This window comes from Aminobacter aganoensis, from assembly GCF_014206975.1.
In the GTDB taxonomy this organism is placed as follows: Bacteria; Pseudomonadota; Alphaproteobacteria; order Rhizobiales; family Rhizobiaceae; genus Aminobacter; species Aminobacter aganoensis.
In genome coordinates this window covers 637,269-661,777 of record NZ_JACHOU010000002.1, presented here as the reverse complement: position 1 = coordinate 661,777, position 24,509 = coordinate 637,269, and the positions used below count along the sequence as shown (strand labels likewise).

At 64.9% G+C, this 24,509-nt stretch carries 24 protein-coding genes and 1 pseudogene; 14 read left to right on the top strand and 11 right to left on the bottom strand.

Going from position 1 to position 24,509, the window contains the following annotated elements; genetic code table 11:
* Nucleotides 1-36: 36 nt before the first annotated feature.
* Genes GGR00_RS07315 through GGR00_RS07305 form a run of 3 tightly spaced genes read right to left on the bottom strand, consistent with a single transcriptional unit; the run spans nt 37 to nt 1,697 of the window.
* Nucleotides 37-225, bottom strand: coding sequence for a hypothetical protein (locus GGR00_RS07315; RefSeq protein WP_055978136.1), 189 nt, complete (start codon nt 223-225; stop codon nt 37-39).
* A gap of 20 nt (nt 226-245) precedes the next feature.
* The gene (locus GGR00_RS07310; protein ID WP_184698840.1) at nt 246-1,370 is read right to left on the bottom strand and encodes a WD40 repeat domain-containing protein; all 1,125 of its coding nucleotides are present in this window, start codon (nt 1,368-1,370) and stop codon (nt 246-248) included.
* A gap of 12 nt (nt 1,371-1,382) precedes the next feature.
* Nucleotides 1,383-1,697, bottom strand: coding sequence for a hypothetical protein (locus tag GGR00_RS07305; RefSeq protein ID WP_184698838.1), 315 nt, complete (start codon nt 1,695-1,697; stop codon nt 1,383-1,385).
* Nucleotides 1,698-1,762: 65 nt separating this feature from the next.
* Between GGR00_RS07305 and GGR00_RS07300 the strand changes: the two genes are divergently transcribed.
* Nucleotides 1,763-2,026: a hypothetical protein gene (locus tag GGR00_RS07300; protein ID WP_184698836.1), complete on the top strand. Its 264-nt coding sequence runs from the start codon at nt 1,763-1,765 to the stop codon at nt 2,024-2,026.
* Nucleotides 2,027-2,034: 8 nt separating this feature from the next.
* Here GGR00_RS07300 and GGR00_RS07295 read toward each other — a convergent pair whose 3' ends face one another.
* Nucleotides 2,035-2,499: a hypothetical protein gene (locus GGR00_RS07295; protein WP_246441293.1), complete on the bottom strand. Its 465-nt coding sequence runs from the start codon at nt 2,497-2,499 to the stop codon at nt 2,035-2,037.
* Between the two features lie 550 nt (nt 2,500-3,049).
* Between GGR00_RS07295 and GGR00_RS07290 the strand changes: the two genes are divergently transcribed.
* The 8 genes from GGR00_RS07290 (at nt 3,050) to GGR00_RS07255 (ending at nt 11,930) form a co-directional block, all read left to right on the top strand.
* Nucleotides 3,050-4,723 carry an aromatic/alkene/methane monooxygenase hydroxylase/oxygenase subunit alpha gene (locus GGR00_RS07290; RefSeq protein WP_200943464.1) on the top strand — a complete coding sequence of 558 codons (1,674 nt, stop codon included), beginning with the start codon at nt 3,050-3,052 and terminating at the stop codon, nt 4,721-4,723.
* Between the two features lie 242 nt (nt 4,724-4,965).
* A complete protein-coding gene (locus GGR00_RS07285) occupies nt 4,966-6,024 on the top strand; it encodes an NADH:ubiquinone reductase (Na(+)-transporting) subunit F (protein WP_055978148.1) in 1,059 nt (352 codons plus the stop codon).
* A 46-nt stretch (nt 6,025-6,070) separates the two neighbouring features.
* Nucleotides 6,071-7,129 (top strand): aromatic/alkene monooxygenase hydroxylase subunit beta, encoded by a 1,059-nt coding sequence (locus GGR00_RS07280; protein WP_184698832.1) that lies wholly within the window; start codon nt 6,071-6,073, stop codon nt 7,127-7,129.
* Nucleotides 7,130-7,145: 16 nt separating this feature from the next.
* Complete coding sequence (locus GGR00_RS07275) at nt 7,146-7,514, top strand: MmoB/DmpM family protein (RefSeq protein ID WP_055978152.1); 369 nt, start codon at nt 7,146-7,148, stop codon at nt 7,512-7,514.
* Nucleotides 7,515-7,587: 73 nt separating this feature from the next.
* Nucleotides 7,588-8,610, top strand: coding sequence for an amidohydrolase family protein (locus GGR00_RS07270; protein WP_184698830.1), 1,023 nt, complete (start codon nt 7,588-7,590; stop codon nt 8,608-8,610).
* 5 nt (nt 8,611-8,615) lie between these two features.
* Nucleotides 8,616-9,425: an iron-sulfur cluster assembly protein gene (locus tag GGR00_RS07265; RefSeq protein ID WP_184698828.1), complete on the top strand. Its 810-nt coding sequence runs from the start codon at nt 8,616-8,618 to the stop codon at nt 9,423-9,425.
* Nucleotides 9,426-9,490: 65 nt separating this feature from the next.
* Entirely contained in the window at nt 9,491-11,122 is a 1,632-nt protein-coding gene (gene groEL, locus GGR00_RS07260; protein WP_184698826.1) for a molecular chaperone GroEL, read from the top strand.
* Between the two features lie 118 nt (nt 11,123-11,240).
* On the top strand, nt 11,241-11,930 hold the full coding sequence (locus GGR00_RS07255) for an MIP family channel protein (RefSeq protein ID WP_184698824.1): 690 nt from the start codon (nt 11,241-11,243) through the stop codon (nt 11,928-11,930).
* A 108-nt stretch (nt 11,931-12,038) separates the two neighbouring features.
* Here GGR00_RS07255 and GGR00_RS07250 read toward each other — a convergent pair whose 3' ends face one another.
* From GGR00_RS07250 to GGR00_RS07230, 5 genes are all read right to left on the bottom strand, one after another.
* Complete coding sequence (locus GGR00_RS07250) at nt 12,039-14,102, bottom strand: sigma-54-dependent Fis family transcriptional regulator (RefSeq protein WP_184698822.1); 2,064 nt, start codon at nt 14,100-14,102, stop codon at nt 12,039-12,041.
* Nucleotides 14,103-14,171: 69 nt separating this feature from the next.
* Complete coding sequence (locus GGR00_RS07245; RefSeq protein ID WP_055978162.1) at nt 14,172-14,648, bottom strand: hypothetical protein; 477 nt, start codon at nt 14,646-14,648, stop codon at nt 14,172-14,174.
* A 282-nt stretch (nt 14,649-14,930) separates the two neighbouring features.
* Nucleotides 14,931-15,677 carry a YggS family pyridoxal phosphate-dependent enzyme gene (locus tag GGR00_RS07240; protein ID WP_200943465.1) on the bottom strand — a complete coding sequence of 249 codons (747 nt, stop codon included), beginning with the start codon at nt 15,675-15,677 and terminating at the stop codon, nt 14,931-14,933.
* The gene (locus tag GGR00_RS07235) at nt 15,674-16,378 is read right to left on the bottom strand and encodes a glutamine amidotransferase (RefSeq protein WP_184117346.1); all 705 of its coding nucleotides are present in this window, start codon (nt 16,376-16,378) and stop codon (nt 15,674-15,676) included. Before GGR00_RS07235 ends, GGR00_RS07240 begins: the two co-directional genes overlap by 4 nt.
* Nucleotides 16,379-16,397: 19 nt before the next feature.
* Nucleotides 16,398-16,634, bottom strand: coding sequence for a thioredoxin domain-containing protein (locus GGR00_RS07230; protein WP_055978166.1), 237 nt, complete (start codon nt 16,632-16,634; stop codon nt 16,398-16,400).
* Between the two features lie 112 nt (nt 16,635-16,746).
* Between GGR00_RS07230 and pdxR the strand changes: the two genes are divergently transcribed.
* The gene (gene pdxR / locus GGR00_RS07225; protein ID WP_184698820.1) at nt 16,747-18,195 is read left to right on the top strand and encodes a MocR-like pyridoxine biosynthesis transcription factor PdxR; all 1,449 of its coding nucleotides are present in this window, start codon (nt 16,747-16,749) and stop codon (nt 18,193-18,195) included.
* A gap of 72 nt (nt 18,196-18,267) precedes the next feature.
* Here the strand turns inward: pdxR and GGR00_RS07220 are convergent, their stop codons facing one another.
* Nucleotides 18,268-18,705: an Lrp/AsnC family transcriptional regulator gene (locus GGR00_RS07220; RefSeq protein ID WP_184698818.1), complete on the bottom strand. Its 438-nt coding sequence runs from the start codon at nt 18,703-18,705 to the stop codon at nt 18,268-18,270.
* A gap of 130 nt (nt 18,706-18,835) precedes the next feature.
* Between GGR00_RS07220 and GGR00_RS07215 the strand changes: the two genes are divergently transcribed.
* The 4 genes and pseudogenes from GGR00_RS07215 to GGR00_RS07200 all read left to right on the top strand — a co-directional run.
* On the top strand, nt 18,836-21,889 hold the full coding sequence (locus tag GGR00_RS07215; protein ID WP_184698816.1) for an aminotransferase class III-fold pyridoxal phosphate-dependent enzyme: 3,054 nt from the start codon (nt 18,836-18,838) through the stop codon (nt 21,887-21,889).
* A 117-nt stretch (nt 21,890-22,006) separates the two neighbouring features.
* The gene (locus tag GGR00_RS07210; protein WP_055978172.1) at nt 22,007-23,017 is read left to right on the top strand and encodes an amino acid ABC transporter substrate-binding protein; all 1,011 of its coding nucleotides are present in this window, start codon (nt 22,007-22,009) and stop codon (nt 23,015-23,017) included.
* 91 nt (nt 23,018-23,108) lie between these two features.
* The gene (locus tag GGR00_RS07205) at nt 23,109-23,696 is read left to right on the top strand and encodes an NUDIX domain-containing protein (protein ID WP_184698814.1); all 588 of its coding nucleotides are present in this window, start codon (nt 23,109-23,111) and stop codon (nt 23,694-23,696) included.
* Nucleotides 23,693-23,910 (top strand): annotated as a pseudogene (locus tag GGR00_RS07200) (P1 family peptidase); the annotation flags it as partial. The gene GGR00_RS07205 and the pseudogene GGR00_RS07200, both read left to right, overlap by 4 nt.
* Before the next feature lie 97 nt (nt 23,911-24,007).
* Here GGR00_RS07200 and GGR00_RS07195 read toward each other — a convergent pair.
* The gene (locus GGR00_RS07195) at nt 24,008-24,433 is read right to left on the bottom strand and encodes a DUF3291 domain-containing protein (RefSeq protein ID WP_184698812.1); all 426 of its coding nucleotides are present in this window, start codon (nt 24,431-24,433) and stop codon (nt 24,008-24,010) included.
* Nucleotides 24,434-24,509 lie beyond the last annotated feature (76 nt).

Here is a 24,509-nt window from a genome sequence, read left to right as displayed (position 1 = left end):
CCGCCGTTCGCGGCGCGGACCTCGGTTCGGGATGTCCTAGTTCGACTTGGCCTCGCCGGCCCGGTTTTCGCCGATCCGGTTCTCGGCGATCCAGCGTGCCGCCAGCACCAGCGCGCCCATGCTGAAATCCTTGCCGTGCTTCGTCACCATTTCTTCGGACAGCTGCGCAAGCTGCTGAAAGAACTCGTCCTTGCTCTGTTCATCGCTGGTGAGTTGGGTCTGCATCGTTTCCTCCTGGTTGCAGGCTACTTGAACATCTGATGGGGGAAGGTGACGATCGCGGCCGTGCCGCTGGCGTCGCCCAGGGCGAGGTGGGTGCCGTCGGCGGACCAGGCAAGTGCGGTGACGACGCCGCCCGAGGACCGGACCAGCATTTCGTCGCGCGCGCCGATCTCGGCAATGACGATCTGCCCGTTGGCGTAACCCGCCGCCACGAGCGCCTTTTTCGGGTGGGCCGCCACTGCATCGACCAGCACCAGTCCGGGGCGGCCGGTCACGAGCGCGGCGCGGTCTCCGTCCTGCTGCGATGCGCCTGACCACGCCGCGATGCGGAACGCGCCAGACGCGACGAGTGCATCGGCCGGGCTGCTCCACGACAATGATTGCACGGAGGCAGGGAAGTCGCCGAACAGCTCCACGCGTCCGCCCTGCAGGTCGACAAGGCCAAAACCGCCGCCTTCGAGACTGCAGGCGAGGGCCTTTCCGTCGGCTTTCCAGCGTAAGGAATGTGGCCGCGAGGGCAGGGTGATTTCGTGCAATGCGGCGCTGGAGCCTTCAAGCGTCCAGATCGACAGGCCGTCGGCGAACGACGCGGCCACCTGGCGCCCGTCCGGCGATATGGCAAGCGCTTCGATGTGGGAACCGGGCCCGCGTCCATGGCGCGTCACTTCGCCCGAGGCGCGCGAGATGTAGAGGTGGTCGCCATCCGTGGCTATCGTGATGCCGGCCTGCTCGGAATGGTCGACCGCTATCACCGGCCCGGCCTCCGTCCGGAACAGTGTTTCCTCGACCTCGCCGGTGCAAGAAAGGCCAAGGACGTCGCCGGTTCCGCCGCCGCAGACGAAACCTGACGTCCGATATGCGGCCAGGGGGGCGTCGCCATCATTGCGAATGACGGCGGCGGTGATCGGGGCCGGCGGGTTCTTCCGCGGCCTGATCGTGGTTTGGCCGAGATCGGCGCTGACCCTGATCCGCTCCTCCGGCGGCTCGGTATCGGTGGTCGGCGCGATGGCGACGCTGCCGTCGGTGCCGGAAAACGCAACCGCCGAGCCGTCGGCGCTGAAGCGGACGTCGGCGATCGGCGATGGGCGCTTCCAACTGCGCGCCAGGAGCTCGAACAGGGTCAAGTTGCGAATGGTCTGCTGGTTCATGTCTTCCTCCCGTCAGGTTCGCCGCGCCGTTGCAAGCTGGAGGTCGAGTTCGGCGACTTCCCGTTCGGCATCGGCAATCCGGTCGTCGCATTCAGTCTGCGCGGCCCGGATCGCCGCGGCGTTCTTCTCAGCCTCATGCAAATCCCGCACCAGTTGCGCGGAGGCGGCCGTTCTGCCGATTTCGAGTTCCAGTCGCAGGACCTCCATTTCGGCGCCGGCAAGCGCCTGGAGGAGTTTCAGCGCCTGGGCGTTGAGCGTCGAGACGTCGCCGACCAGCGTCAGGCGCCGTTGCAGCAATTCGGTCGCGGAGGGTGCTTGATCGTTCATTGCAATCCCCTATCGTTGCGGATGAAGGCGAAGGCGACCGGATCGGTGGAAGGTGAGGCAGCGGAATGTTCGAAACGACCGGCAAGCCATTCTTCGAGGCCCTGCGCGCCGCTGCCGAACGAAGACTGGGACGCGGGCATCCTTGCCTCGCCGCCATTGAACGGGCGGCGGGAGAGGGTGGCGCCGACGCCACGGTGGAGGCGCAGGCCACGCTCGCCGCACTCGATCCGGACATGCGGGCCAGCCTGATGGCCGACGCCCACAAGGCGCTGCGCGAGAGCGCGGTGGCGATCCTGGGCGCGTGGCAGGGTGGCCGGGTCCGGCACTGAAAGGCCCGTCATTGCCCGTCTTCCGGAGTATCGGGCGCCGGGCTTTCCCAGTCGGACAGCAGGTTTGGCAGGCGTGGAACCTGTGACCTGAACTGCTTTTCCGCCGCCTCGATGTGGCTCTTGAGATCATCCCAGATGTCGACGCGAAGCAGCGAGGTGGTGTCGCCGATGAGCCGCTCGATCTCGTCGACATGGAATTGACGCGACAGCGAGACACCGGAAAAAACGAAGTCGCGTAGCATGATGGCGTGGCGTTCGATGAACGCATGGAGCATTGGATGGGTCTGCGGGGTCATCCCTGCCGACCTCATCTCGGTCTCGATGAAATCCTGGAAATGCCGCTGCAGCCGATGCTGGCTTTCGCCCAGGAAGCGCATCGTGAAGATCAGGTCGCGCGGCATCAGGCGAACCAGTTCCGTTGTCACGTCCTGCAGCGGCTCCGGCCGCCCCGGTTGTCCATTCTGGTCCGTCATGGTCATTCCCGGATAAAGAGGTGAGCGAAAAATCGCTGCAAAATTAGATAATCCAAATAAAGATTGATGTCGACCATCGGTTATCTTGTAATCAAAAGCGTATATTATTTTGACCTCAAAATATAAAATATTACATTTGTAAATTACGACTGTAAAATAACGTTACAAATTTGCTGGCAGGCTCCATTCTTGATTGCCGCCGAGCCGCGTTTCGCCGGTTCAGGGGCTGTTTCCCCGAGTTGGCACACCCCTTGCATAGTACTTTCGCATAAGAAGCCCGCCGCGCATCGAAGCGGTGCCACAAGAACGAAGGAATGGAGGAGACAGGTTTCGGCCAGCCCCGTGCGATGGCGTGCCCGCGACTGCGGGCGGCTTCGACGGGCAGCCGAAGGCTCTTCCCGCACCTTTGCCGTGATCCACTTGAACGGCTGGCCTGGGGCCGCGCCTGACGGCGCCACCCTTTGGCATGTCGCTCGAACTTCAATTGGCGGTGGTGTGTGCCGCTTCCTGCCTGGGCCATGAGGCCCACGGCGCAATCCAGTGGAGGCTTATGGCTATGACGTCTTTGACGCTCAACAAGATTACCTCGCAACGCGGAATTTCCGTCGGCGAGGCGACCAAGAAGATTTCCGACCTCGGTTGGAACCCGACCTACGTCCAGGAAGCGATGACGTTTCCAACCGACTACAAGATCGCCAAGGCACCGCGCGATCCGATGAAGCAGGTTTTGCGGTCCTACTTCCCGATGCAGGAGGAGAAGGACAACCGCGTCTACGGCGCGCTCGACGCAGCACTGCGCGGCGACATGTTCCGCAATGTGGAGCCGCGCTGGGTCGAGTGGATGAAGCTTTTCCTGGCCATCATCCCCTTCCCGGAAATCTCGGCCGCCCGCTCCATGGCGATGGTGGCGCGCCTCGCCCCCGGCGAAGACCTGCGTACCGGCTTCACCATGCAGATGGTCGACGAGTTCCGTCACTCGACCATCCAGATGAACCTGAAGAAATGGTACATGGAGAACTACATCGATCCGGCCGGCTTCGACATCACCGAAGAGGCCTTCGGCAAGTGTTATGCCACGACGATTGGCCGTCAGTTCGGTGAAGGTTTCATCACCGGCGACACCATGACCTCGGCCTGCATGTACCTGACCGTGGTCGCCGAGACCGCCTTCACCAACACGCTCTTCGTGGCGATGCCCTCGGAAGCTGCCCGCAACGGCGACTATGCGCTGCCGACCGTGTTCCTGTCGGTTCAGTCCGACGAAAGCCGGCATATCGGCAATGGCCACTCGTTGCTGATGGCCGCGCTCAAGGAGCCGGAGAACCATCTCCTGCTCGAACGCGATCTGCGTTACGCCTTCTGGCAAAACCACGCCATCGTCGACGCGGCGATCGGCACCTTCATCGAGTACGGCACCACCAACCGTGACAAGGACAAGGAGTCCTATGCGGAGATGTGGCACCGCTGGATCTTCGAGGACTACTACCGCACCTACATGCTGCCGCTGGAAAAATACGGCATCAAGATCCATCACGATGACGTCCACGAGGCTTGGAACCGCATCACCAAGAAGCTCTACGTCCACAAGGTCGCGCAGTTCTTCGCCGTCGGCTGGCCCGTGAACTTCTGGCGCATCGAAGCCCAGACCGACAAGGACTTCGAGTGGTTCGAGCAGAAGTATCCCGGCTGGTACGCGCAGTTCGGCGATTTCTGGAAGTGGTACGACAAGCTCAGCCATCGCGGCGAGAAGATCATCACCTTCAACGAAGACGTCGGTTACGTCTATCCGCACCGCTGCTGGAGCTGCCTCGTACCATGCCTCATCCGCGAGGACATGGTGGTCGACGAGATCGACGGCAAGCTGCACACCTTCGCCCACGAGCTCGATCGCTGGACCGCCGTCGAGGCCTTCGCCGACGAGTACCAGGGCCGGCCGACGCCGGCGATGGGCCGCTTCAGCGGCAAGCGCGAGTGGGAGACGCTCTATGATGGCTGGGATCTGGCCGATGCGATCAAGGATCTGAACTTCGTTCGTTCCGATGGCAAGACGCTCGTCCCGCAGCCGCATCTGCGCTTCGACGCCAAGGAGATGTGGACGCTCGACGACGTGCGTGGCCACACCCTCGGATCGCCGTTGAACGCACTCCGCGCAATGTCGCCGGCCGATCGCGAAAAGCACCTCGCCGAGTATCGCGCCGGCTTCACCATTTCGCCGTTCAATTGACGGTCAGGCGGGCCGGTTCACCGCCGGCCCGCCCACCGCTTGGTGGTCGACATGACACGAGCCCGCTTCGCCTTGCCCATCGTCGTCGCGGCCTGGGCTGCAATCGCCACAACCGTCTTCACCGTCACAGGGGCCCATCCGCCTGCCGACGACTGGAGAAAGGTGACGGCTGGCTACAAGGGCTCGCTCGGTCAGAAGCCAAGAGCACCAGTGAAGATACTCGCTATCGGGAGGCTAATTTAATGAGTGACGCTCACACAGTGCGCCTGGAGCCCGTCGGCGTCGAATTCGAGGTCGAGAACGGGGAGACGGTGCTGAACGCGGCGTTTCGCCAGGGCATCGCGCTGCCGCATGGCTGCAAGGAAGGGCAGTGCTCGGCCTGCAAATGCGTGCTGCTCGACGGCGAAGTCGACATGCTCAAATACTCGACCTTCGCGCTGAACGACATGGAGAAGGACACCGGTCACATCCTGCTGTGCCGGGCGATCGCCTACTCCGACATGGAAGTCGAACTTCTCAACTATGACGAGGAGGTTCTGGCGAAATCGATTGCCGTGAAGACATTCAAAGGCCGGATCGCTCACGTCGAGCGCCTGACCCACGACATTCGCGGCATCGAGATCGAACTCGGCTCCCCGATAAAGTTCTGGGCGGGGCAATATGTCGACATCACGGTCACCACGGAAAAAGGGGAGACGATTACGCGCTCGTTCTCCATGGCAAATACGCCGGACCAAACCCAAAAACTCTCCTTCATCATCAAGAAATATCCCGAAGGAAAGTTCTCCGGAGAGCTCGATTCCGGAGGCATCAAGGTCGGAGCCGATGTCACCGTCGTCGGACCCTATGGAACCTGCTTTCGCCGCGAGGAGCGAGAAGGGCCGCTAGTGCTGGTCGGCGCCGGCTCCGGCATGTCGCCGGTCTGGTCGATCCTCAACGATCACCTCAAGAGCGGCGAAAAGCGACCGGTCTACTTCTTCTATGGCGCCCGTACGCCCGACGACCTGTTCTATCTCGACAGGATCGCCGAACTCGTCGGCCAGCATGCGGACGTCAACTTCATCCCGGTTCTCTCGCACGTCAACGGTGAGGCCTGGGATGGCGAGCGTGGCTTCGTGCATGAGAGCGTCGACGCCAAGCTCAAGCAACTCGCGGTCGACGGGCAGGGCGACGTCTACGCCTGCGGCCCGCCGCCGATGATCGATGCGCTGCAGCCGGTGCTGTTCATGAACGGCTTCGAACTGGAGCGCATCTTCTTCGACAAGTTCACCACATCGTCCGGCGGCACAGCGGCTCACTGAGCCGGAACCGGACATACCAGAGCAACTGCAACAAGGGAGTGAGACCATGCCAGCAACTTCGAGTTCAGTCGGATCGGGAGCCGCGGGTGCGGCGATATTCGCCGATTCCGACAGCCGCAAGTACCGGTACTTCGACCCCAAGGGCCAGCGCGCCACCCATTACGAGGACGTCACCGTCGACGTTCAACCCGACCCTGAACGCTACCTGATCCAGGACTGGATCATCTCCTTCTCCAACGGAAAGGGCGCCTACATCAAGGACAACACGGCGGCCAAGAGTTCCAACTGGCATGCCTTCCGCGCGCCCGACCAGGAATGGGAACGCACCCATTACCAGCGCCAGTCGAAGATCGAGACGATGGTGCAGAGCGTCATCACCAACGCGCGCAGGGCCGGCGCGCCGAAGACCTTCGACAAGGTCTGGGTCAAGATACTCCAGGCGCATCTCGGCGCCTGGAAGCATGCCGAGTTCGGCCTCGGCACGTCGCTGATGCAGGCCCAGCGTTACGGCTACACCCAGATGATTAACAATGCGACGCTGACCAACTCGTCCTACAAGCTGCGCCTCGCCCAGGACATCACGCTCTACCTTGCCGAGATCGGCATGGACATCGCGGGCTGGGATGACGAGCTCGGCAAGAAGCACTGGCTCGAGGACGGCATCTGGCAGGGCACGCGCGAAGCCATCGAAACCATCATGGGAACGCCCGACTATCTCGAGCAGTACTTCGCCATCAACATCATCTTCGAGCCGTTGGTCGGCGAACTCTTCCGGTCCGGTTTCCTCATGCAGGCCGCTGCCGCCAACCACGACTTCATCACGCCGCCGGTGGTTTCGGCGGCTGAAGCCGACTACGAGCGCAACCTCGCCAACACGATCGACCTGATCTACCTGCTGGCCAACGACGAAAAGCACGGCGCAGCCAACAGGAAGCTCTTCCAGGGCTGGGTCACGAAGCACGGCGCGCTCGCCGACAAGGCAGCCATCGGCCTTCAGCCGATCTGGTCGATGCCGCATTCCAAGCCGATTTCCTTCGCGGACGTTCGTGCCCAGTCCGAGGAACGGATTGGTCAGATCCTCGGCGAACTCGGCCTCAAGCGCTGAACAAGGAGCAATTGCCATGTCAACTGCAGCACGCGACGCTTCACAGTCCAACATCTTCAAGTCGATGAAGGACATCACCTTCGAGCAGACGATCTCGCACCAGTGCGGGGTCACCATGAACGACTCCGTCGAAGCGCGGGCGATTGCCGAGTTCATGGGCAAGAAGCCCGGGGTCACGGTCACCTACCAGCCGGCGATGATCCGCATCGACGGCAACGGCAAGCTGATCTTCAAGATGGACGAAATCGGCGAGTATCTCGGCCGCGAGATGACGGCCGAGATCTTCGAGGTCAACACCTCCACCCACTACGGCCGGATGGTCCGCATCGACGACAACGAGGTCATCCTGTTCGGCGATATGGACGAGGTCTTCGAATACATCTGAGGCAACGCGGCAGACCCGGCGCGCCAGTGATTGGCGCGCCGGCCCGATCAACGCGACTATTGCGGAGGCAGCAATGTTCATTACACCGGAAGGCAAGGAAATCTTCGTCGTCGACGGGCACACCCATTTCTGGGACGGCAGCCCGGAAAACCAGCGCAACATCCACGGCAAGCAGTTCGTCGAGTGCTTCTACGCCTACCATACGGCACTCAGCCCTAGGGAACAGCTGTGGGAGAAGAGCAAGTTCGAGAAGTACAGCGCCGACGATCTCTACCGCGACCTGTTCATCGACGGCCCGGACGACGTCGCCATCGTGCAGTCGACCTATCTCAAGGACTTCTACAAGAACGGCTTCAACACCGTCGAGCGCAATTCGGAAATGGCCAAGCGCTATCCCGAGCGCTTCATCGTCAACGGCTCCTTCGACCCGCGCGATGGCCAAAAGGCGCTCGAATACATCCACTTCATGAAGGAGACCTACGACATCAAGGGCGTGAAGATGTACACGGCCGAATGGAACGGTGCCTCCAAGGGATGGCGGCTCAACGACCCCGCAGCCTACAGGTGCTTCGAGCTCTGCGAGAAGCTCGGCATCAAGAACGTCCACGTCCACAAGGGACCGACGATCATCCCGCTCAACAAGGATGCGTTCGACGTCCATGACGTCGACTACGCGGCGACCGATTTCCAGAACCTGAACTGGATCGTCGAGCATTGCGGCCTGCCGCGCCTCGATGATTTCTGCTGGATCGCCGTGCAGGAAACCAACGTCTATGGCGGCCTGGCCGTTGCGTTGCCCTTCATCCACTCGCGCCCGCGCTATTTCGCCGAGGTCATCTCCGAACTGCTGTTCTGGGCCGGCCCGGAAAAGATCCTGTTCGGCTCGGACTACGCGATCTGGACGCCGCGCTGGCTGGTCGAGAAGTTCTGGGCCTTCGAGCTGCCGGAGGACATCAAGCAGGAACGGGGCGTCGACCTTACGCCCGAGATCAAGGAGAAGATCCTAGGCCTGAACGCGGCCCGGCTTTACGACATCGACATCGAGGCCAAGAAGGCGGCCTTCGCCCGGTCTCCGTTCAGCATCGCGGCGGAGTAGGGGCCATGGGAACCGCCGGCGTTTCGATCAGCCGCGAGGAAGAACTCCGGCGGCTTCTCGCACAGGTGAACGATCCTGAACTCGACGAACCCGTCACCGAGATGGGGTTCGTCGAGCGGGCCGAAGTCAGGGGTGACGGCAGCGTGGAGGTCGATTTCCGCCTGCCGACCTACTGGTGCTCGCCCAACTTCGCCTATCTCATGCTCGACGGCATCCGCAAGGCGCTCGACGGGCTCTCGTGGTCGCCGGCCTATCGCGTCTGGCTGCACGACCACATGTTCGCCAAAGAGGTCAATCGCGGCATCGAGGCCGGCAAGACGTTTGGCCAGATCTTTGGCGAGCTTTCCGGCGACCAGGATCTCGAAAGCCTGCGCGAGACCTTCAGGGTGAAGGCCTTCAAGCGGCGCCAGGAGGCGGTGCTGTGCGGCCTGCGGCGGCATGGCCTGACGGATCGGGAAATCCTCGGCATGGACCTGGCGGCGCTCGATGTCGTCCGGTTCGAGCCGGGCGAGGCGGCGAAGCAAATGCCGCGATACCGCGCAGCGCTGCTCGAGCGTTTTCCCGGGCGGCGGCCCGAGGACCCGGTCTTCGTAACATCTGAGGGCGCTGGCATCCCGAACTCGGCACTGGGCGCCTATCTCGCGGAATTGCGCGGGGTTCGTATCAACATGGAGTTCAACGGCGCCTTGTGCCGGGGGCTCAAGCACACGCGATACAAGGAAGCGGATGTCGTCGACGGGGAACCTACCCTTGTCGATTTCATCCTGGATCGGGTTCCGGACAAGGCACGGCCAACCCAAGCGCCACTGACCTGAGACAACGGCCTCCCTCGCACGAGGCCCCTAATCAACAAACCGCCCGTAAGGCGGAAGGAGGAGTCATGCCTAAAGTTATGATCCACAATTCCCATGCCCGGCGTGCGCTTGCACGCGGCGTGTTCCAACTCGCTGCCGCTGTCGAGCCGACGCTCGGACCGAAAGGCATGAACGCGATGATCGACAGGCCGATCGGCACGCCGATGGTCACCCGCGACGGCGTCAGCATCGCGTCGGAGATCGAACTCCACGATCGTTTCGAGAACATGGGCGCACAGGTGGTGCGCGAGGTTTCCATGCAGACCAACGAAGTCGCCGGCGATGGCACCACGACCGCGATCGTACTCGCCAATGCGCTGATCCAGAAGGGCGTCGAGGCCAATGAGCGCGGTGCGAAGTCCGTCGACCTGTGCAAGGGCATCGATCTTGCCGTGACCAGGGTCGTCGACGCGCTGAAGGCTTCGGCCAAGCCGGCCAGGTCCAACGGCAACCTGGCGGCGGTCGCCAACATCGCTGCCACCGACCCCAGGCTCGGCGCGCTGGTCGCGGAGGCCTATGAGCGGGTGGGCGCTGAAGGCGTCATTACCACCGACTTCAGCGTGACGACGGAGACCACCCTCGATGTGGTCGAAGGCATGTCTTTCGACCGCGGCTATCTTTCCCACCACATGGTCACCGACCAGGAGAGGATGGAGGCGGTGCTCGACCGGCCATACATCCTGATGACCGATCTCAAGATCAAGGATCCGGCGGCGCTGGATGCGGTTCGTCGCATCGCCGACGAGGACGGCCGCCCGCTGCTGATCGTGGCGGAAGAAGTGTCGCCGGAGGTGGTGGTCACGCTGCTCGGCAAGAACGGGCCGGGCAAGTATCTCGTCGTCCATCCGCCGGAATACGGTCACTGGCGCAAGGCGATGCTGGAGGATCTCGCGATCCTGACCGGCGGCAAGGTGCTGGCGCGCGATCTTGGGGGGCGTCTCGAAGACATCACCGCCGAAGATCTCGGTACGGCCGAGCGGGTCAAGACCAGCGCAACCTACACCTCGGTCATCCGCGGCGGCGGCGACATCGCCGCCATCGCGGCGCGACGCGCCCAGGTGCAGCGCCAATACGAGGCGGCTCCGCCGAACATCGAGCAGGACAAGCTGCGCGAACGTCTGGCAAAGCTCTCCGGCGGCACGGCCGTGCTCTATGCCGGCGGCGTAACCCCGGTCGAGCAGAAGCGGACCATCCAGCTCATCGAGGATTCCCTGCACGCCGTGCGAGCGGCCTCCGAAGAGGGCGTCGTGGCGGGCGGCGGCTCTGCACTCACGCAGATCGCGCCGGTGCTCGACGAGGTGCTCGCGGCGGTCGACGGCGATGTCGCCGAGGGCGTGCGCCTGGTCAAGTCGGTGCTGACGCGGCCGCTTTGGCGCATCGTCGCCAATGCCGGCGGCGATCCGGAAGCTGTCGTGGCCGAGGTGTCGCGGGTCAATGGCGGCTACGGCTACAACGCCGCGCTCGGCAAGTTCCAGAACATGTACGAAGCCGGGATCATCGATCCGGTCCGCGTCACCTACACCGCGCTCAAGAACGCCGCGTCGGTCGCCGTGCTCATCCTGACGACGGAAACGCTCGTCGGCGACGTTGCCGAGGAGGAAGACCCGACAGCCGGCCCGGCGCTGGGCGGCGGCGCTGAAAAGCTCGGTCGGGCCTAGGCTCGAGCGAAAGCAAGCGATCATGAGGCCGCGTGTCCTCATGCCGTGAATGGATCCGGATCGGTCGCCCCAACAGAAGAGACGGCCGATCCGGCATATCAACCCCAGGGAGTGGAAAGTGAACAAATACGTCTGCGAATTCATCGGCACCTTCGCGCTGGTCTTCTTCGGCTGCGCGACAATCCTGTTCATGCGCTCGGAGGTCGGGCTGCTTGGCGTGGCGCTGGCCTTCGGCCTGTCGGTCGTGGCGATGGCCTATTCCATCGGCCCGATTTCGGGCGCGCATCTCAACCCCGCCGTCAGCCTTGGCTTTCTGGTCTCCGGGCGCCTCGGCTCGGGGGATCTTGTCGGCTACGTCATTGCCCAGTGCTTCGGCGCGATCGTCGCCGCCGGCGTGCTCTATGTCATCGCGCAGGGCAAGGTCTCCGGCTTTGACGTGGCGGCGAACGGCTTTGCCCAGAACGGCTGGTCAGCCTATTCCGTCGTCTCGGCCTTCCTGTTCGAACTGGTGGCAACATTCCTGTTCGTCACGGTGATCCTGAACGCCACGTCGCAGGCCGGTTCGGGACCGGTTGCCGGCCTGGCGATCGGACTGACGCTGGTGGCGATCCATCTCGCCGGCATCGTCGTCTCGGGCGCCTCGGTCAATCCGGCTCGTTCGCTCGGACCGGCCCTGTTTGCCGGCGGAGCGGCGATGTCGCAGCTCTGGCTCTACATCGTTGCCCCATGCCTTGGCGCGGCCGCGGCCGGGCTCTTGCTGCGCAATCGCGCCATTCTCGTTGGCGACACTGCCGCGCAAGCTGCCTGAGAGGGGCCGCCTGAGAGTGGCAGCCTGAGAGTGGCGGCCACGCGCCGCCTTTCCCCGCCCCATGGCTCACGGCCATGGGGTTCTTTTTTGCCGACAGGGAAACAACGCTCAGACGAAGCCGCGGCGAATGCCGAACTGATCGAGCTTGCGGTACAGCGTCGGACGCGAAATGCCGAGCCTCTGCGCCACGCGGCTGAGATTGCCGCCCTCGGCCGTCAGCGCGCACAGCACTGCCTGGCGCTCGGCGTCCTCGAAACTGATGATCGGTGCTGCGGTTGATTCAGCGATCTTCGCGGGCATTTCAGGCTTCGCCGGCGAAGCGATCTCTTCGGGCAGGTCTGTAGCCTCCACCATGTTGCCATGCGAAAGTACATGCAGCCGTTCGACCAGGTTGCGCAGCTCGCGGACGTTGCCGGGCCATTGATAGGCTTGCAACGCCTCAAGGGCAGGGTCGGAGAATTCCAGGAGCGTGCCGCCGATCCGGCCGGCGATCTTGCGATTGAAGTGCTCGAGCAGCAATTGCCAGTCGTCGCCGCGTTCGCGTAGCGGCGGCACATGGATGGATACGGTGCCGATGCGGTAGTAGAGGTCACGCCGGAAGCGGCCGGCGGCAACCTCCTGCTTGAGATCGCGATTTGTCGAGGCGATCAGGCGCACGTCCACCGGGCGGCCACGGCTGTCGCCGAGGCGATGGACAACCCGCTCCTCCAGGACGCGCAGCAGGAAGGGCTGGATCTCCAGCGGCATCTCGCCGATTTCGTCGAGGCTGAGCACGCCACCATTGGCCAGCTCGAAGACACCCGGCTTGCCCTCGCGGCTGGCGCCGGTGAAGGCGCCGGCGACGTGGCCGAACAATTCGCTGCCGAACAGCTCTCTTGTTATGGCGCCGCAGTTCAGGGCCACGAACGGGTCGCTGGGTGCACGCCGGCTGCCGGCGTGGACCAGGCGCGCGAACAGCTCCTTGCCGACACCGGTCTCGCCCTCGATCAGCACCGAGGTGACCTCCTTCGATTGCGCAACGCGGCATGCGACGTCGATGGCCGCCAGCAGCGCTTCGCTGTCCCCGACGATTTCTGCCGCGGCTTCGGCCAGGTGAGGTGTCGCCGGCCGCGAGGGGTATGTACGACGCGCAACCCTGCCCGATGGAAACACCAGGGCTGCGCCGCGGAGATCGCCGTCGAGATTGAGCGGGCTGATGTTGCAGGCCTGCAGGCCCTGGGGCAGGGCGTTGGCCAGTGCGGCGACGGTGTCCGCCTCTGGAAACTGCAGGCGCCAGCCCCGGCCTTGTGGCAACTGGTCGTCGAGCGGATTGCCGGCGGCGTAATCCGGCAGGTTGTTGCAATAGATAGGCCGGCCGCGCCGGTCGACGATCATCAGGCCGTCGGTACGGCGGTAATGCGGAGCGGACGCGATGAACACCTCGAGCAGCCGCGTGCGCTCGGCATTCTGATGGTCGGCAAGCGCCTTTTCGATTTCGCGCGCGGCCGCCGTGACGAGCGCCGTGTTGTGGGGACGGAAGATGTCGGGATGGCCGGAAAGGTCGACCACGCCGATGATCGTCCCGTCATAGGGGTCGCGGATCGGCGAGCCGGCACAGGTCCACGATTTGATGCCGGCGCAAAAGTGCTCGGCGGCATGAACGAAGACGGGCTCGCCCGTCCATAGCGCCGTGCCGATGCCGTTGGTGCCGACCACGTCCTCGGTCCATTTGCCGCCAATGGCGAGATGGATATCCATGCCGTCGTGGATGGTCTTCTTGTCGCCGATGGCGTCGATCAGCATCCCTTCGCCGTCGGCCAGCACCAGCATCGCGCCAGTGCCGTCAAGGAGGCGCCCGATGGTGGCGAACGATCGGCGCGCGGCCGCGAGCAGGTCGTTGTTGGCGCGGGTGAGATATTCGATCTCGTCCTTGCCGCTGTTGATGGGGGCTTCGCCTTGCTGGGCGTTGATGCCGCCGATGGCGCAACGGCTCCAGGAATCGTGGATCAGCGAACGAACAGGGAAGCGGTGGCTTGCGTCGCCGGTTTCGCCCGACAGCAACGTCTCCCAGGCGCGCATCGTGATGCGCTCGTCATAGTCCGCGCTGGCCGGGACCATCTTTCCCGCAACCGGCCTTGAGCGCGACGGACGGGCAGCGACCTGGATTTCGTCTTGGCCGATCTCTTTTGTCATCCAGCTGTTACATCAAGTTCCTGGTTGTTGTTTGACCATATGGCTTGGCACATGCCGTCGAAGAGTCCGCTATCCGGCAAATCCCAATCTCGCACCGATGGCGACGGCAAGTTGTTCTTCGCTTCCGCTGGCCTCGATCGTCGTGCCGTCGAGTTCGAACAGCGCCTCGGCTATCGCCTCGTTGACCGGCGAAAAGAATCCATTGGCGCGCGTGGCGAGCACGAACACGTCCAGGCCGTTCTTGCTTCGAATCTCGCCAATGTGATGAAGCTGCTTGCCGCAGTTCTGGTCGACGATGACGACGCGCCCGTTGAGGCTGATCCGCACGTGCGGATCAGGCTCTGCCGCAGGCGAGCCCGCGGTGACCTGATGGAAGATCAGGCCCTGGGCCTTGGGCGCCTCGCGCGGAGCCTTGCGGGCGGAATAGGCACCGGAACTGATCTGGTCGGCAAGGCGCGTTATCGTGGCGCGGTTCTGCTCGACCAATCGCTTGATCTGCACATCCTCGCGCCGCGGGCCGTCCCGCTTGGAAATGATGTCGACCATGAACCCTCCCAGATTCGTCGGTCTGTGACGCTGGCTGTGCCGGCGTTCGTTCCTCCGTCGCAGAGCGTACAGCAATTGAAACAGCTCTGCCAGAAGCGACTAATACATCCGAACGGCACCTGGGAGGTGGTAGAGGGCTGCCGCAGCGCGGCGACGTGGAAGCGTGATCGCTACGACGAACGAAGATTGCCTGGGCGCGCCCTCTCGTCGCCAGGCCGAAACGTCCCTTGGTCAGTCCCGGCACGGGCGGGCCGGATGTGCGTCGATCGCAGCCGGGAGAGGTCAGCTTCCCCCGGCCGTCATGGCCAGGTCCGGCCAGTAGTAGGAATCGGGCAGGGGCCGCGGGCCGAACACCGCCTGGCCCACCCGCACGATGGTCGCCCCTTCCTCGATGGCCACCTCGTAGTCGCCCGACATGCCCATCGAAAGTCCGGCGAGTGCCGCGCCCTGCGGCGCGTCGAGCACCGCCTTGTCGCGGATTGAGCGCAGCACGCGGAAGCAGCGCCGCACCTCGGCCACATCCGGCGTGAACCGCGCCAGCGTCATGAAGCCGCGCGGGCGCAGGGCGTCGAACGCCTGCAACGCCTTCAGGAACGCCGGCACCTCGTCAGGCGCGAGCCCATATTTGCTTGCCTCGTTCGAGGTATTGACCTGCACCAGCACGTCGAGGCCCTGGCCGAGATGCTGCAGGCGCTTCTCCAGCGCGGTCGCCAGCGACAGCCGGTCGAGCGACTGCACTTCCGCGGCGAAGCGCAGCACGTCCTTGACCTTGTTGCTCTGCAGATGGCCGATCATGCTCCAGCGGATCGTCTCGCCGGCAAGCCCGTCGGCCTTGCGCCGGCCTTCCTGCACCTTGTTCTCGCCGAGGTCGATCTGGCCGGCGCGGACGGCCTGGCGGACGCGTTCGGCCGCCACCGTCTTGGTCACCAGCACCAGCCGCACGGCCTCGGCCGTGCGTCCGGACCGCTCGGCCGCTTCGCCGATCTTGTTGCGCACCGTTGCCAGATTGGCGGCGACGTCGCCGCTCATGGCTCGAGCCCTTCGAGCCATTCGCCGAACATCGCCCGGCCTGCCTCGCGCAGGCGCGCGCCGTGGCGTATCGCGTCCGCCCGGATCGCGCGTGGGTCGATGCCGGCGGTGGACAGTTCGGTGGCATGGCCGACGAGCCAGGGTTCCAGGCCGTTGCAGGCCTCGGCCTCGGGATGGAACTGCACGCCCAGCAAGTTGCGCCCGACAGCGAACGCCTGTTGGCCGCACAGCTGCGTCGAAGCCAGGTTCTCGGCCCCTTCCGGTATCTCGAAGGCGTCGCCGTGCCAGTGCAGCACCGGGACGCCGTCGAGATGGCGCAACGGGCTTGCCCAGCCGCTGCTGCTCAGCGTCAGCGGCGAAAAGCCGATTTCCTTGACGCCGGTCGGCGCCACCTTGGCCCCCAGCGTCGCCGCCATCTGCTGCGCGCCGAGGCAGATGCCGAAGGTCGGCCGGCCGGCGGCGAGGCGGCGCGACAGCAGCGCCCGCTCCCAGGCCAGGAACGGATAGGCGTCGTCGTCATAGACGCCGACCGGACCGCCGAGCACGACCAGCAGGTCCGGCTGCACGGGGTCGAGCATCGACAGCGAGTCGACTCCGACGTCGTGGTAGTGAAGCTTGTAGCCCGCGCCCGCCAATACGGCTTCGAACGTGCCCAGGTTCTCGAAGTGGATATGCCGTATGGCGATCGCGGACTTCAGCATGCCAGTCTCCGTCGGCCGCTCAGCGCAGGGCCGAGAGGTCGGCGCCGTGGTTGATGTGATAGACGGCGCCGCCGATGACGAAGGCCGGAACCGACTTGACCCCGGCCGCCTCGGCCTCGCCGAGCCGCGCCTTGTCCTCGCCGAGATGAACGATCTCGACCTTGTAGCGCGCGCCGTCGAGCGCCGAGGCGAACTGCTGCTCGGCATCGACGCAGACGGAGCATCCGGCATGATAGAAAACGGCTTTCTCGGCCATGACCTTGTCCTTTCGATCTCGGTGCCGCGGGATTGCAGCAACCTCGTCTTCATGCGATAGGCCTTGTCCGGCCTAGTCAACAGGTCCGGTTTGAAGAAAATGGGTAGGCCGGATGGCGGGGCGAAAGGACATTGCGATCGAGCTCGGGCCTGACACGGGCCAGCCGGTCTTTCTCGCCCTCGCTGCCGCGATCATCGCCGAGATCGAACGCGGCAGGCTCAAGCCGGGCGATCCCTTGCCGGGCACGCGGGCGCTGGCGAAGAACCTCAGGCTCAACCGCAACACGGTCGATGCCGCCTATCACGAGCTGACCATGCAGGGCTGGCTCGCCACCGAGCCATCGCGCGGCACCTTCGTCGCGCACGACCTGCCCGATTTCGGCATGGCGCCGGCGCGCCCCGCTCGACCATCGGCAGCATCGCCCGCCGCCGTCCCGGCGCGAAAGCCGATGCTGAACCTGTCGGACGGCGCCCCCGATGCCCGTCTCATGCCGGCGGCCGAGTTCGCCAGGGCCTTTCGCAATGCCCTTGCCGGGCCGTCCTTCCTGACCGCCTGCGCCTATGGCGATCCGCGCGGCAGCCCGCAACTGCGCGAGGCGCTCGCCGCCTACCTCAAGGAAGAGCGCGGGCTGACGGCCGCCCCCGACGACATCCTCGTCACCCGCGGCAGCCAGATGGCGCTGTTCCTGGCGGCGTCGGCGATGCTGTCGCCGGGCCAGGCCATTGCCGTCGAGACACCCGGCTATCCGCTCGCCTGGGCGGCCTTCCGCGCCGCCGGCGCCCGCGTGCTCGGCGTGCCGGTCGACGGCGGCGGTCTCGACATCGACGCCCTCGAACGCCTCGCCGAACGGGAGCGGGGGCTGAAGGCCGTCTACCTCACGCCGCACCACCAGTATCCCACGACGGTGACGCTCGGCGCGGCGCGCCGGCTCCGCCTTCTCGACCTTGCCCGCCGCTTCGGGCTGGCGATCATCGAGGACGACTACGATCACGAATACCGCTTCGACGGCAGGCCGGTCCTGCCGATGGCGGCGCGGGCGACGCCCGACCAGCGCGTCGTCTACATCGGCTCGCTGTCCAAGCTGCTCGCGCCGGGCATCCGCGTCGGCTACGCCGTCGCCGAGCGCGGCCTGCTTCAGCGCATGGCCGACCGCCGCGAGGCCATCGACCGACAGGGCGACCTGCCGCTGGAGAACGCCATTGCGGGGCTGATCTCGGACGGCGCCTTGCGCCGCCATGCCCGCAAGGCCCGCCGCATCTACCAGCAGCGCCGCGACCATCTGGCCGGCTTTCTGGCCGAACGTTTCGGCGACGTCGCATCTTTCGCCTTGCCGGCCGGCGGGCTGGCGATCTGGCTGCAACTGCACGGGCCGCTGAGCGCCGAGACCTGGGCGGCGCGCGCCGGGGGCCTTGGGCTGTCCATCCTGCCGGGCGTTCGCTTCGCGCTCGATGCCGCGCACCCGTCCGAGGCCTTCCGCCTCGGCTTCGCCAGCCTCGACGAGGCCGAGCACGTCAAGGCGATCGAACTCATGGCCAGGGGCAAGCCCTGGGGCAATTCTTGAAACCGATGCCGTCGGGAATGGCGCAAGAACAGGAAGACGAAGCGTTTTCGCGGAAACGCTCCGTCAGGCGCTTCATTCCAGCCGCTCGATGTCCCGGCGCAGCACGATCAGCGTCGTCAGGTCTTGCACGCTTTGATGCGTGGCGATGATGTCGCGCAGCGTGTTCAGCCTGTCGATCGACGGCACCTCCACCTCGACGATCAGGTCCAGCTGGCCGGTGACCGACGACACCCGCCGCACCTCCGAATAGCGCGCCAGCTGGTCGAGCACGCCCATCGATGGCGTCGAGACCAGCGTCACCATCAGGAAGGCCGAGACCAGCCCGCGGTCCATCTGGCCGATATCGGCGCGATAGCCGCGGATGACGCCGCTCTTTTCCAGCATCGCCACGCGTTCGGTGGTGGCACTTCGCGACAGCCCGATGCGCGCCGCCAGCGCCTTCATCGGGATGCGGGCCTCCTTCGTCAGGATGCCGAGAATGTCCCTGTCCTTGGCGTCGAGTTCCTTCATCGTTCGCTTCCGTCGGTCGCCGTGAATGTGCCGGTCAATGCACGCGAAGTGCCGGTGCAACCGTCACATTGCCGGATGCCTCATTTTTAAGCCCGTGCCAAGCTCCGGCATCAGAAATCCTGGATTGCCGATGACCGACGTAAACCACCCCGCACCGCAATTCTCCCGCGAAGAAGCGGCGGCACTCGCCGCCGGCCATTTCGGCGTCGGCGGCGTCGCCACCCCGCTCGACAGCGAGCGCGACCAGAATTTCAGGCTGATGTCGGCAGAGGGCGACTGGATCTTCAAGATCGTCAACGCGTCCGAACCGCGCCATGAAAGCGAGTTCCAGGCAGCCTTGCTCGACCATCTCGCCCGTTCGGGCGCCGATGTCGCCGTGCCGGGCCTGAAGAAGACCGCCGGCGGCGAAGCGCTCGCCCACGCATCGGCGTCCAACGGCGGCCGGCATGCGCTGCGCCTCGTCTCCTGGCTGCCCGGCCTGCCGCTGGCCGAAGCTGCGCGGACCCCGGCGCTGCTCGAAAATCTTGGCCGTGCCCTCGGCAAGCTCGATCGTGCCCTGCAGGGCTTCATCCATCCCGGCGCGCTCAGGAGCTTCGACTGGGACATCCGCCAGGCCGGCGCCGCTCGTGACCGCCTTGCCCATGTCGCCCACGATGCCGACCGCGCTTTGCTCGAACGGTTCCTCGAACGCTTCGACCGTGAGGTTGTACCGAAGCTTCCGTCGCTCCGCGCCCAGGTCATCCACAACGACGCCAACGACTGGAACGTGCTGGTCGACGAGAACGACCATGGCCGCATCGCCGGCATCATCGATTTCGGCGACGCGCTCCATTCGCCTCTGATCGCCGAAGTCGCGGTGGCCTGCGCCTATTCCATCCTCGACGTCGAGGACCCCATCGGCGCTGCCGCCGCACTCGCAGCCGGCTTCCATGCCGAGTTTCCGCTGCGCGAGGAGGAAGTCGACCTTCTGTTCGATCTCATCGTCGCGCGCCTCGTCATCTCCGTCTCGCTGTCAGCGGTGCGCAAGGCGCAGGTCGGCGACAATCCTTATCTCGCCATCTCGGAGGCCCCGGCCTGGCGCCTGCTTCGTCGCCTCGATGCCATGAACCGGCGCTTCGCCACCGCCATCCTGCGCCATGCCTGCGGCTTCGACGCGGCACCTGGGGCGAAGGCCGTCACCGCCTGGATCGAGGTCAACCGCAAGAGCTTTGCGCCCGTGCTTGACCGCCATCCGGCGACGCTCGCCAAGGCGCTGGTGCCCTATGGCGATCCGGCCCATCCGATGACGGTTACCTCGGCGGGCCGTGAACCCGACAAGGCCACCGCCTGGTGGGACGCCTGGTGCGCGGAAAACAACATCGCGCTCGGCATCGGCCCGTGGGGTGAAGCGCGCACCGTCTATACCTCCGACATTTTCTGGTCGCGCTTCGTCGAGGGTGCCCGCCGCGTCCACCACCTCGGGCTCGACCTGTTCATGCCGGCTGGTAGCAGGGTCTACACCCCGCTCGCCGCAACCGTGAAAAGCGTCGAGATTGAGGACGACCCGCTCGGCTATGGCTGTCTGGTCGCGCTTGAGCACGCACCCCAGGGCTGCCCGCCCTTCGTCACCCTGTGGGGCCACATGGCGCATGAAGCGATGTCGCGCCTCAAGCCCGGACAAAGGCTCGAAGCCGGCGCGCTCGTCGGTGCTATGGGTGCGCCCGCCGAAAACGGCGGCTGGGCGCCGCATCTGCATTTCCAGATCTCCACCGACCCGGATCTCGCTGCCCGCGACATCCTCGGCGTCGGCGAGGCGCGCTATCTCGACGTCTGGGCCGAGCTGTTCCCGGATGCGGCGACGCTGGCCGGTATCCCGCCCGAGACCTTCCGCCAGACCGGCCGCTCCCGCCCCGAAATCGTCGCTGCGCGGAAAACCTCGCTTCTGCCCAACCTGTCGATCTCCTATTCGCAGCCGATCAAATTCGTGCGCGGCGAGGGCGCCTGGCTGATCGACGACCGCGGCCGTGCTTTTCTCGACTGCTTCAACAATGTCTGCCACCTCGGCCACGCTCATCCCGATGTCGTCGACGCCATCGCCACCCAGGCGGCGAAGCTCAACACCAACACGCGCTACCTGCACGACGCCATCGTCACCTATGCCGAGCGGCTGACCGCGACCTTGCCCGAGGGCCTGTCGGTCGCTTCTTTCGCCTGCTCGGGCAGCGAGGCCAACAGCCTGGCGCTGCGTATGTCGCGCACCTTGACCGGCAGCAACGACGCGCTGGTGCTCGACTGGGCCTATCACGGCACCACCCAGGAACTGATCGACCTGAGCCCCTACAAATACAAGCGCAAGGGCGGCAAGGGCCGGCCGGCGCATGTCTTCGAGGCGACCATTCCCGACAGCTACCGCGCGCCGTCGGACTGGCCGGCAGAGCAGCATGCAAAACGCTTCGCCGAAAGCATCGCCGAGCAGATCGAAACGATGCGCAAGCAAGGCCGCGCGCCGGCCTTCTTCATCGCCGAATCCATCCCCAGCGTCGCCGGCCAGGTCTTTCTCCCCGAGGGCTATCTGAAGGAAGTCTACGCCATGGTCCGCGCCGCCGGCGGCTTCTGCATCGCCGACGAGGTGCAGGTCGGCTTCGGCCGTGTTGGCAGCCACTGGTGGGCCTTTGAGACGCAGGGCGTCGTCCCCGACATAGTCACCATGGGCAAGCCCATCGGCAACGGCCACCCCATGTCGGCGCTGGTCACCACGCGCGACATCGCCGACCGCTTCAACAACGGCATGGAGTATTTCAACACCTTCGGTGGCAACCCGGTGTCCTGTGCTGCGGGCCTCGCCGTGCTCGACGTCATCGAGCGCGACCGCCTGCGCGACAACGCCGCCGATGTCGGCGCCTATCTCGTCGGGCGCTTTCGCGACATGCAGACGCGCTACGAGGTCATCGGCGACGTCAGGGGCATGGGCCTGTTCCTCGGCATCGAGCTGGTCACCGACCGCAGGACCAGGGAGCCGGCCACCGCCTTCGCCCGCAAGGTCAATGACGGGGCGCGCGCTCGCGGCGTGCTGATCGGCACCGAGGGCCCGCACGACAACGTGCTGAAGATGCGCCCGCCGATGATCTTCACCAGGCGCGATGCCGATCATCTGGTCGGCGTTCTCGACGAGACCTTTGCTGCCGTGGAGGCCGGCGGGGTGTAACTGAAAACCCGCGCGGCTGTCGCGCGGCGGCATTCGACACGGCGAATTTCAAGGACTTCCGGCGCCCGGCGCCGGCGGCACGAAGAGGCTTTGCCTCAAAACAAGGGAGGAGCAACCATGAAACATCTGATCTCAGCACTTCTGCTCGGCACGGCAGCACTTGCCACGCCGGCAAAGGCCGACACGCTCGACATCGTCAAGCAGCGCGGCACCGTTACCTGCGGCGTCAGCCAGGGCGTCGCCGGCTTCTCGGCGCCCGACGATGCCGGCAAGTGGTCGGGCTTCGACATCGACGTCTGCCGCGCGGTCGCGGCTGCCGTCCTCGGCGATGCCGACAAGGTCAGCTACGTGCCGCTGTCGACCAAGGAGCGTTTCACCGCGGTCCAGTCGGGCGCCGTCGACCTGTTGTCGCGCCAGACCACCTGGACGCTGTCGCGCGACGCGAGCCTCGGCCTGCGTTTCGCCGGCACCGCCTATTATGACGGCCAGGGCTTCATGATCCGCAAGGACCTCGGCGTCGACAGCGCGCTCAAGCTCGACGGCGCCACGGTCTGCACCGAGCAGGGCACCACGACCGAGCAGAACGTCGCCGACTATTTCTCTGCCAACAAGCTGAAATACGAACCCGTCGTCATCGATTCCGCCGACGGCATCATCAAGGCCTTCGACACCGGCCGCTGCGACGTCTACACCACGGATGCCTCGGCACTCTACGCCCAGCGCCTCAAGCTCACCGACCCCGCCGCCTACACCGTGCTGCCCGAGATCATCTCCAAGGAGCCGCTCGGCCCTGCCGTGCGCCAGGGCGACGACAAGTGGTTCAGCATCGTCCGCTGGACGCTGTTCGCGCTGATCGAGGCCGAAGAACTCGGCATCACCAGGGACAATGCCGAAGCCGGCCTGACCTCGGCCAACCCGGCCGTCAAGCGCTTCCTCGGCGCTGAAGGCGACAGCGGCCAGCAACTCGGCCTTGACCCGCGCTGGGCCTACAACGTCATCTCCAAGGTCGGCAATTACGGCGAGATCTTCGAGCGCAATCTCGGCCAGTCGAGCGACCTCAAGATCGATCGCGGCATCAACGCCCAGTGGAACGCCGGCGGCCTGATGTACGCTCCTCCGGTGCGTTGAGGCTCACCATGCGGGGTCGCGCTCCGGCGTGGCCCCGCCTATTCTGGCGCCCGCGAATCTCCGGCCGAGTGGCCCGCATTGAAGGTGTCAGATGAGCATTGCCGACCGCATCCGTGTCCAGGACGTCACCACCCTTTCCGACGACTGGTACGTCCTCAAGAAGACCACCTTCGCTTGCCGCCGCGGCGACGGCGAATGGCAGGTCCAGAGCCGCGAGACCTACGATCGCGGCAACGGCGCCACCATCCTACTTTATGATCCCGCGCGCCGCACCGTCGTGCTGGTAAGGCAGTTCCGTTACCCCGCCTTCGTCACCGGCTACGACGACATGCTGATCGAGACGCCCGCCGGCCTGCTCGATGACGCGGCACCCGAGGAGCGCATTCGCGCCGAGGTCGAGGAAGAAACCGGCTTCCGCATCCACCATGTCCGCCGCGTCTTCGAAGCCTTCATGAGCCCCGGCGCCGTCACCGAGAAGATCTATTTCTTCGTCGGCGAGTACGAGCCGGCCGATCGCGTCTCCGCCGGCGGCGGCCATGCGGGCGAGGGCGAGGACATCGAGGTGCTGGAGATCGGCATCGACGAGGCGCTGGCCATGATCGCCGACGGTCGCATCTGCGACGGCAAGACCATCATGCTGCTGCAATACGCAGCGCTGCATCAGTTGCGCGGAGCCTAGGCGACATCGCGCTCGGCTTCTCGACCGCGCGGACCCTCGACCACGACGAGAGCGCCGATTTCGTCGCCATGTCTGCCCTCAACGAAAACCGCATCGACCGCCTGTTCCGCGCCGCCGCCGAAGCCACCGGGGAAGCCGTGGTCAACTCGATGTGCGCAGCCGAAGCCATGCGAGGTTGGGCCGGCATTTCCGGCTGTCGCTGGCCGATTGGCTGAGGGAACGAGCCAAGCTTCGGACGGCACTCTCATTTCCAACGCAATGTAGCACTTGGGCTGGCGCGCTTGGCGCAAGCTGAAGCCGTCGGCGTTGCATTATGTTCGCCACCCATATCCTCTTGCTGACGGGCCAGACTCGCGAAGGGCAAGCAGGCGTTCCCAAGCTTCTCGAAAGCTTGGCCTTATGTTGCCGTCCTCAACATCCCAGACGACCAGTTGCGGTCCATCCACCTTCTCGAACCATTCGGAAGTCCGTTTGAGATAGACGCCGTGGAGTGAGTTGTAGGTGTAGTCGTGAAGGGCGTCCAAGCTCGTCCAAAGTGAAACGGTGGCAGACATTCGATTGTCGAAGCCGCTTGCCTGGATTTCTTGGGCTATGACCTCGTCGGGTATTCTCCATAGAAAACCTGGATGGCGTTCTGCCAATCTGTAGACCTCGTCCAGGCTGTCCATGAAGTCCTTCAGTCGTGGATCTTCAGGAGAAAACGTCAGCCGCCCCCAGTTCATTTGCGCGATGGTCATCGATGGATCCTCCCATGTGCAAGTCGGATGATATCGACACGGCGTGAAGCCGTTGTTGCTGGGAAGAAAAATGAAT